The 8029-nt window shown below is 60.5% G+C and carries 7 protein-coding genes; 6 read left to right on the plus strand and 1 reads right to left on the minus strand.

The features are described 5' to 3' along the window. Window positions 1-193: 193 nt before the first annotated feature. Window positions 194-1033 carry a hypothetical protein gene (locus IVA82_RS04045; RefSeq protein ID WP_247384818.1) on the minus strand — a complete coding sequence of 280 codons (840 nt, stop codon included), beginning with the start codon at window positions 1031-1033 and terminating at the stop codon, window positions 194-196. Between the two features lie 190 nt (window positions 1034-1223). Between IVA82_RS04045 and modA the strand changes: the two genes are divergently transcribed. From modA to IVA82_RS04075, 6 genes are all read left to right on the plus strand, one after another. Continuing rightward, entirely contained in the window at window positions 1224-2009 is a 786-nt protein-coding gene (modA, locus tag IVA82_RS04050) for a molybdate ABC transporter substrate-binding protein (protein WP_247493166.1), read from the plus strand. 8 nt (window positions 2010-2017) lie between these two features. Further along, window positions 2018-2716, plus strand: coding sequence for a molybdate ABC transporter permease subunit (gene modB / locus IVA82_RS04055; protein ID WP_247384820.1), 699 nt, complete (start codon window positions 2018-2020; stop codon window positions 2714-2716). Then, window positions 2713-3846 carry a molybdenum ABC transporter ATP-binding protein gene (gene modC / locus IVA82_RS04060; RefSeq protein WP_247384821.1) on the plus strand — a complete coding sequence of 378 codons (1134 nt, stop codon included), beginning with the start codon at window positions 2713-2715 and terminating at the stop codon, window positions 3844-3846. Before modB ends, modC begins: the two co-directional genes overlap by 4 nt. Window positions 3847-3931: 85 nt before the next feature. Beyond that, window positions 3932-5869: a WD40 repeat domain-containing protein gene (locus tag IVA82_RS04065; protein ID WP_247384822.1), complete on the plus strand. Its 1938-nt coding sequence runs from the start codon at window positions 3932-3934 to the stop codon at window positions 5867-5869. A gap of 51 nt (window positions 5870-5920) precedes the next feature. Then, window positions 5921-6733, plus strand: a complete 813-nt coding sequence (locus IVA82_RS04070; protein ID WP_247384823.1) for a uridine kinase — start codon at window positions 5921-5923, stop codon at window positions 6731-6733. Between the two features lie 15 nt (window positions 6734-6748). Next, window positions 6749-7594: a hypothetical protein gene (locus tag IVA82_RS04075; RefSeq protein ID WP_247384824.1), complete on the plus strand. Its 846-nt coding sequence runs from the start codon at window positions 6749-6751 to the stop codon at window positions 7592-7594. The last annotated feature ends 435 nt before the right edge of the window (window positions 7595-8029 follow it).

Below are 8029 nucleotides of genomic sequence, written 5' to 3' on the forward strand. Positions count from 1 at the left end.
CAGTACTATCCCGGATGGAGGCACCATCCTGGCTGGCGTGGGCGGTATGCTTACGCTCAACCGTACACTTATCCGGGGGGACGGCACCGTTATCCCGGCTGGCGTTGGCGTCATCCTGGTTGGCGTTGGGGCTATTAAGTAGGAACACGGCAGGAGCTCATCTGCGGTCCTGCGGCCGAAGCGTTTTGTCTCCCTATCGCACGGACGGGGTGACCGCCATGTAGAACGTGCCGGCCAGCATTATTGACGCGACAATGCTGGCAAGCGCCTTTTTGGCAGGTGTCGCGTCCGGCCCCCGCAGCAGAAGGATGGACCAGAGCAGGAGAGACCCCGCGTAGGCTGCGCCAGCAAAAGCAGCGTATGTCGCGAAGAATCGAAGACTGAGGTCAAAAGCCTCAGCCGCAAAGAACGCGAACGCCGCATAGAGCAGGACGCAGGCAGTTAGCAGTGATGGAACCAGCACCGCAAAGCGCCGAGCGAAGCCCGTACTTCGTACCCCAAATATCATCAACGAGAACCAATAGAACTCCTCGGCTAGAATGACGAAGACGACGGCCGCTCCGCCAGTTCGGACCGGGTCCGGTACTTGGCGAATAAGCGTTTGTACGGCGGTCGCCAGAGAAGCTCCCGCGAGCCAAACCGTGAACGCAATGAGTGCGACTGTAGCCGCGATTGCCCAGACTAGTGCGGAGCGCCGCTTTCGTTTCGCCGAATCTTCTGGTCCGCAGCCTAAACCCTGAATTGCTGACGGGCCGTTCTGCGCTTTCGAGCCGTTGCTTTGGTGGCGAGCCTTGCTCACTTCCTCGGCTTGCATGGCTTCGTCAAAAATCTCCAGGTCCGACACCGGCCGCCAGCGCTGCGTTGCCTGGTCCAGGAATAACGATCGGGGTTCGACCGCGCCGGAGCGGATGGCCCCGATCCAGTCTGACAAGTCTGACATGTTCCGCTCGACACCGTCTGCGCCGATCACTCGATATGCGGTGCTCGCCGGTAGCCCAGGGTGGGCAATCGAGCTCTTCGAAGCCTTGGCCATTCACGGTCTCCCTGAATGAGTTCGGGAGCCTCTTGCGTCTGCAACGTTTAGCTTTGGTGAAAGTTACTCAGGGACGCTGTCGCAAAACGAGAGCATTCCGGCTGGAGGGTCCGTGCTTAACATCCATGTCAGAATGCCTGAACATGCACGCCGGCAAGCCGCGTCCCGGGGGTCCAAACGCTCCTGGGCGATGGTCCGAAGCGTCCCGTTAGTTTTCGTCTGCGCAGCCCTGCTTGCCCTGCTTTATACTGGCAACACCCGACTCGCTCGGGCCGAGCGGCCAGATGTGCTCGTCTTCGCTGCGGCGAGCCTAAAAACTGCCCTCGATGAGATCAACGCCCAATGGCATGAGCGCACGGGCAAACAAGCCGTAATCTCCTACGCTGCGAGCTCCGCGCTCGCCAAGCAGATCGAGCAGGGAGCGCCAGCCGACGTCTTCATCTCCGCGGATGAGGATTGGATGGACTACCTCGCTGAACGCAAGCTGATCAGGCCGGAGACGCGTTCGGATCTGGTTGGCAACCGCCTCGTGCTTATTTCGTCAAAAGGCGCCGATCTCCAAGTGAATATCGCGCCCGGGTTTCCCTTGTTGTCGCTTCTCGGACAGGGACGTCTGGCGATGGCAAACACAAACGCGGTCCCGGCCGGTAAATACGGTCGGGCTGCGCTCGAGGCGCTCGGCGTCTGGGAGTCGGTCAAGAGCCGCATCGCCCAAGCCGAAAACGTCCGTGCCGCGCTGCTCATGGTCTCGCGGGGCGAAGCCCCGCTCGGCATCGTCTACCAATCCGATGCAGCGTCGGACTCAAACGTGTCGCGCGTGGGGACCTTCCCGGAGAACATGCACCCGCGCATTGCTTATCCGATCGCGGTCACAGCCAGTTCGAAGAAACCGGCCGCGGGTGCCTTCATCGATATGCTCAAGACGCCGGACGCGCGCACCATACTTGAAAAGCAGGGATTCACGACGCTGAACTGAGGCCAGCCATGTTCACACTAACGCCCGAGGAACAAGCCGCCGTCGAACTAAGCATACGGGTTTCTCTTTGGGCAACCGTGGCGAGCCTGCCGCCAGGGCTTGTCGTAGCAATGTTGCTGTCTCGGGGAAAATTCTGGGGCAAGTCGATCCTGAACGGAGTTGTGTTTCTGCCTCTGGTCCTTCCGCCCGTCGTGACAGGCTATATCCTGCTTCTCTTGTTTGGCCGGCGAGGACCGCTCGGCGCCTTCCTCGCGGACAACCTCGGAATAGTCTTTGCTTTTCGGTGGACCGGCGCAGCGCTCGCTTGCGCCGTGATGGGATTTCCACTCTTGGTCCGAGCGTTGCAATTGTCCATAGACTCGATTGATCGCAGGCTTGAGGACGCGGCCGGAACGCTCGGCGCCAATCCCGTCTGGGTCTTCGTGACTGTGACCTTGCCGCTCATTTTGCCGGGCATCATCGCTGGCACAATTCTTTCATTCGCGCGCGGCATGGGAGAGTTCGGCGCGACCATCACCTTCGTTTCAAATATTCCGGGCGAAACGCAGACGCTTCCTTCGGCGATCTACACGTTCACACAGGTTCCGGGGGCTGACATTGCCGCGTTTCGCCTCACGGTGATTGCGATTGTGGTCTCGATGTCCGCTCTGCTCACCTCGGATGCTATCGGGTACTTCGTCGGACGGCGCATCGGAGTGGAGGGATGATCCAAGTCGACGTACAGCACCGTCTCGGCTCGTTCGAGCTCAAAGCCCAATTTGTGAGCGAGGGGCGGATCACGGCACTCTTTGGTCGGTCAGGCTCCGGCAAGACGTCGTTGGTAAACATCATTGGCGGTCTTGTCCGTCCTGACCGCGCCTACATCTCGCTGGATGGTGACGTGATCGTCGACACAAAGCATAAGATCTTTGCGCCGAAGCATCGCCGCCGAGTTGGCTATGTTTTCCAAGAGGGGCGGCTATTCCCTCACCTTACCGTGCGCCAGAACCTCCTATACGGATGGTGGTTCACGCCCGAGGCCAAACGCGTAGGCCAGCTTGCGCCGATTGTGGAGCTGCTCGGGATTGGCCATTTGCTCGATCGTCGTCCTGGCTCGCTTTCCGGCGGCGAGAAGCAACGGGTCGCGATAGGACGGGCCTTGCTGGCCACGCCACGGCTGCTGCTGATGGACGAGCCGCTCGCTTCACTCGACGAAGCGCGCAAGGCTGAGATCCTGCCTTATCTGGAGCGCCTGCGCGACGAGACCGAAGTGCCCATCATCTATGTCAGCCATTCGGTGCCGGAAGTTGCACGTCTGGCGAGCACGATGGTCGTGATGGCCGATGGTCTCGTCGTAGCGAAGGGACCGACCTCCGATATCATGGCGCGCCTGGATCTGGTCCCGTTCACCAACCTTGTGGAGGCAGGGGCCGTCCTCGAAGCGGAGATCCTCGAACACGACGAGCAATTTGGCCTGACCCAATTGGGCCTCGGCGGAGGTCGGCTATGGGTTCCGCGTCTCAACGAGCGCATTCCCGGCAGCAAGGTCCGGGTGCACATCCGCGCTCGCGACGTAATGATCAGCACGCGCAGCCCTGAGGGACTCAGCGCGCTGAATGTATTGCGCGGTGTCGTTGCGGAGCTCGGTCCGCGGCGCGGGCCCATCCTGGATCTGCGTCTTGATTGCGGCGGGCGGGCGATCCTAGCGCGCCTGACGCAGCGATCGGTCGAGACGCTTGGTTTGACGCCAGGTACGCCGGTTTACGCGGTGATTAAGACCGTGGGTTTCGATAGGCAGACGCTAGGGGCCTCGTTTCCTCAAGCAAATGGCGCCGATACGACAGCCATTTCAGTGTGAGGGCGGAACCACTACGGCTTCGCGATGATTGTTGCGTTCAGCAGAATTGCCGGCTGAACCGAGCCAATAATGGGAGGAAGGCCCAATGCCGATCCCGTGCTTTCAAAGAGCAGCGGCGCTCGCGCTGGTTTTCGCGACGACCTTGGCAGCCATACCAGCCGTTGCGCAGGTCCGCGCCATGCTGAAAGGCCACACCCTGGCTCTTGCGTCGATCGACTATTCTCCCGATGGGCGGTATGTCGCCACGGGCAGCTACGACAAGACAGCGAAGATTTGGGATGCAGCGACGGGCGCCGAGATCGTCACGCTCAGCGGGCACGAAGCAACGGTCGAGGCGGTCCGTTTCTCACCTGACGGCAAAACTCTGGCGACGGGAAGTTACGACAGCACGGTGAAGCTTTGGGACTGGGCTTCCGGGCACGAGCTGGCCACGTTCAGGGGCCACACCAACATGATCCGGTCCCTTGCTTTTGCGCCCGACGGGAAAACCGTTGCCTCAGGCAGTCACGACAACACAATCAAATTGTGGCACGTAGCCACTGGAGAGGAACGCGCCACGCTCCGGCACGATGGCGCAGTGCGCTCATTAGCATTCAGCCATGACAGCAAGATTCTTGCCTCTGGCAGCAACGACTACACCGCCAAACTGTCGGATGTCGCCACAGGGCAAGAGCTCGCAACGCTGCAAGGCCATGAGCATGGTGTCCGCGGCATTGCATTCTCGCCCGATGACAAAACGCTTGTCACCGGCAGTATGGACACGACGGTGCGGCTTTGGGACGTCGCCCGGCGCAAGGAGAAGGCGATACTTGAGGGCTCGACAAGCGAGGTTCTTTGCGTCGCGTTTTCACCGGACGGCAAGCTGGTGGCCGCCGGAAGCGTAGACAATTCGCTGCGGATCTGGGACGCCGCAACTGGCGAGGATCTCGTTGTGCGATGGAGCGGGGTCGGTGACCGTGTCCGAGGCGTGGCCTTCTCGCCGGATGGCAAAACCCTCGCGACGGCGACGATGGATCATCTCGCCAAGATTTGGGATGTCGATCAATTGTTGAGGTCTGGCATCGAGCCCGCCCCTGAGGAGACCGGACCGAAGGGTGAGGAACGGGCATCGCTAAAAGGGCACAACTCTTTCGTGACCGCTGTGGCTTTTTCGCCCGACGATCGGGTCCTCGCTTCAGCAAGCCACGACAAGACCGTCAAACTGTGGGATGTCGCCACGGGCAACGAGCTCCGGACCCTTGCCGGCCACAGCGGCGCAGTTGTCACGCTTGCCATCTCGCCTGACGGCAAGATCCTCATGACAGGATCCTACGACCGGACCGCCAAGCTATGGGAGCTGCCGTCTGGAAAGGAGATCGCCACACTCACGGGCCATACGAACATCATCCGCGCCGTGGCTTACGCGCCCGACGGAAAGACGGCGATCTCTGGGGGCTACGACGAGACCATCATGCTCTGGGACGTCAGCAGCCACCGAGAGATCGCCACGCTTACCGGCCACACCGGCGGGGTGAAGGCGTTGGCATACTCGCCCGACAGCCGGACGATCGCGTCAGGTAGCATCGACGGCACCATAAAGCTTTGGGACGTCTCCTCGACCAAGGAAATCGCCACCATCGACGTGCATACCGGGCCGGTCCACTCGGTGGCCTTCTCCCCGGATGGCAAGCTGCTGGCGTCCGCCGGTGCCAGTCGAGACGTACAGCTTTTCAAAGTGGAGACCCGCAGGGAGTTGCCGCCATTCAAAGGCCACATGGCCTGGGCCCGATTTTGCGCGTTCGCGCCTGACGGCAGAATGCTCGCATCCGCAGGCCTCGATAACACAGTGCGCCTCTGGGATGTCGCAACCCGCCGACAAACGGCCGCGCTGAAGGGACATCTCAGGCGCATCCACTTCGTAACGTTCTCGCATGACGGAGAGATCGTGGCGACCGCCGCCATGGACGGCACCGTCAAACTCTGGGACACGCCAAGGCAGGAGTCCCCACTCGCCGGATCCAACGTGACAGCACCAGGACGGTGATTACGAAATGGCGGCCTCGCACAGGAGCGGCCTCGCGACAGGAGACGCAAGATGGAAAACGAAAACCTGGATCGACTAACCTCTGCGCTCGTGGTTGGCAGCGACACCGACGAAGCGGAGATGGCGCGGCTCGATCAGCAGCCGGTGATCCAGATCTTGCCGGACGCGAACGTCATCAAGATTGGCGGACAAAGCTTCATCGATCGCGGTCGTGAGGCTGTGTTTCCGCTCATCGACGAGATCGTCGAAAATCTTCCCAAGCACCAGATGATCATCGGCACTGGCGCCGGCACCCGGGCCCGCCATGCCTACAGCGTGGGGCTCGACTTGGGCATGCCGACGGGAGTGCTGAGCGTGCTCGGGTTCTTCGTGAGTATCCAGAACGCAAAGATGATCCACTTTCTCCTCGCCAAGCATGGAATTCCATTCATAGAGCCAGCTCAGTTCGCCCAGATGCCACTCTACCTCGCCGAGCGCCAGGCTTGCGTTTGCGTCGGTATGCCCCCGTATGCCTATTGGCAGCCCAACCCGCAGATCGGCCGCATTCCACCGCACCGGACCGACGCCGGATGTTACCTCATAAGCGAGACCTTGGGTGCCCGCTCAATGATCTACGTCAAGGACGAAGAGGGCCTTTACACGGCGGACCCCAAAAAGGATCCGAAGGCCAAGTTCATTCCCAGAATTACGGTCGACGAACTCATTGCACTTGATCTGGTCGACGTGGTGCTGGAGCGGACCGTATTCCAACTCATGAAGAATGCCAAAAACCGCCGCTCGGTTCAGGTCATCAACGGCTTGAAGCGCGGCAATCTCACGCGCGCACTCAATGACGAGCAAGTCGGAACCGTGATTACCGCTTGAAGGGAGGTTTGCACGATGACCAAACAAGTCCCGGAGAGTCGGGAAATCCCGATCGACAAGCGTCGTCACGTCGAATCGATGCTGATGCGCGAGAGCCTGCTCGACAAGCAGGTCATGTCATCCACTGAGACCCCAGTCGTGCCGATGCTGCCATTCTGCCACGTCATCAAGATTGGCGGACGCTCCATCATCGACCAAGGGAAGAGGGCCGTTTACCCTTTAGTCGAATCTCTAGCCAGAATACTTGAGAACTTCAAACTCGTGATCGGCACCGGCGGGGGCGTCCGCAGCCGCCATGTGACTTCGATCGGCATGGATCTCGGCCTGCCGACCGGCGTGCTGGCCCAGCTTCGGATCATCGATGCGCTCGGAAATGCGCACCTCCTCGGTACGTTGCTAGCGCCGTACGGCGTCGTCGCTATTCCACCCGAAATTCTCGGGCACATGCTGCCCTTCTTTATCAGGTCGGCCCCAGGAGTGATCTGCAATGGGGATCCCCCGTTCTCAATTTGGGAGCAAACGCCCCGCTTCGGGCGCATCCCGCCACACCGGACCGATGCCGGCACTTTCCTGTTAGCCGAGTGCTATGGCTGCGCGACACATACCCTTGTCAAAGACGTGAATGGACTTTACGACGCCGATCCAAAGCTCAACCCAGCTGCCAAGTTTATCAGCGAGATCACGGTCTCCGAACTCAGAACGCTCGACCTGCCGACGCTTCCCTTCGACCGCGTGCTGATTGATCTTCTCGCCAACGCTCGCCAAGTCAAGAAATTCCAGATCATCAACGGGCTCAAGCCCGAGCTTCTAGAGCGAGCGCTGCGCGGTGAACATGTAGGAACGTTTGTGCAGAAGGACTGATCAAGACCACCTGGATCGGCAAACAAGAAGCCGGCCGCGTCACGGAAAACGCGGCTTAAGCAGGATGATTCTCAGGTCAGTTGGAGGACCTCTCGCGGTCCGAGGACAGTGGAGACTTGCTGAAGGCGGGCTTTCCAAACGGCGGCTTCGTCAGCTTCGACACCAGAGCCGTAGGCAGCCTCATTTCATGTCACCGCGCGGTCCAGGAACAACGTTTCGATCAGCAGACATTCCGGCGGAGTGCCGTTGGCGCACCGCGCGACTGCTTTGCGACCATCACCTCCGCTCGTACAGCAGGTTCGCACTTCCCCCCGAAGCGTGCTTCACGAGGTCCGCCATTATGCCGGCGAGAGCCAACAGAAACGACATCGGTACCAAGTTAAAGTCGAACATCCTGGACCGAAGCCCTTGCGCCCCCGTGTCGCAGGCTTATGT

This window comes from Bradyrhizobium sp. 142 (assembly GCF_023074015.1).
In the GTDB taxonomy this organism is placed as follows: domain Bacteria; phylum Pseudomonadota; class Alphaproteobacteria; order Rhizobiales; family Xanthobacteraceae; genus Bradyrhizobium.

Coding starts and splice junctions, on each gene's coding strand:
- IVA82_RS04045 (WP_247384818.1), bottom strand. CDS start 1,033: ATGGCCAAGGCTTCGAAGAGCTCGATTGCCCACCCTGGGCTACCGGCG.
- modA (WP_247493166.1), top strand. CDS start 1,224: ATGGTCCGAAGCGTCCCGTTAGTTTTCGTCTGCGCAGCCCTGCTTGCC.
- modB (WP_247384820.1), top strand. CDS start 2,018: ATGTTCACACTAACGCCCGAGGAACAAGCCGCCGTCGAACTAAGCATA.
- modC (WP_247384821.1), top strand. CDS start 2,713: ATGATCCAAGTCGACGTACAGCACCGTCTCGGCTCGTTCGAGCTCAAA.
- IVA82_RS04065 (WP_247384822.1), top strand. CDS start 3,932: ATGCCGATCCCGTGCTTTCAAAGAGCAGCGGCGCTCGCGCTGGTTTTC.
- IVA82_RS04070 (WP_247384823.1), top strand. CDS start 5,921: ATGGAAAACGAAAACCTGGATCGACTAACCTCTGCGCTCGTGGTTGGC.
- IVA82_RS04075 (WP_247384824.1), top strand. CDS start 6,749: ATGACCAAACAAGTCCCGGAGAGTCGGGAAATCCCGATCGACAAGCGT.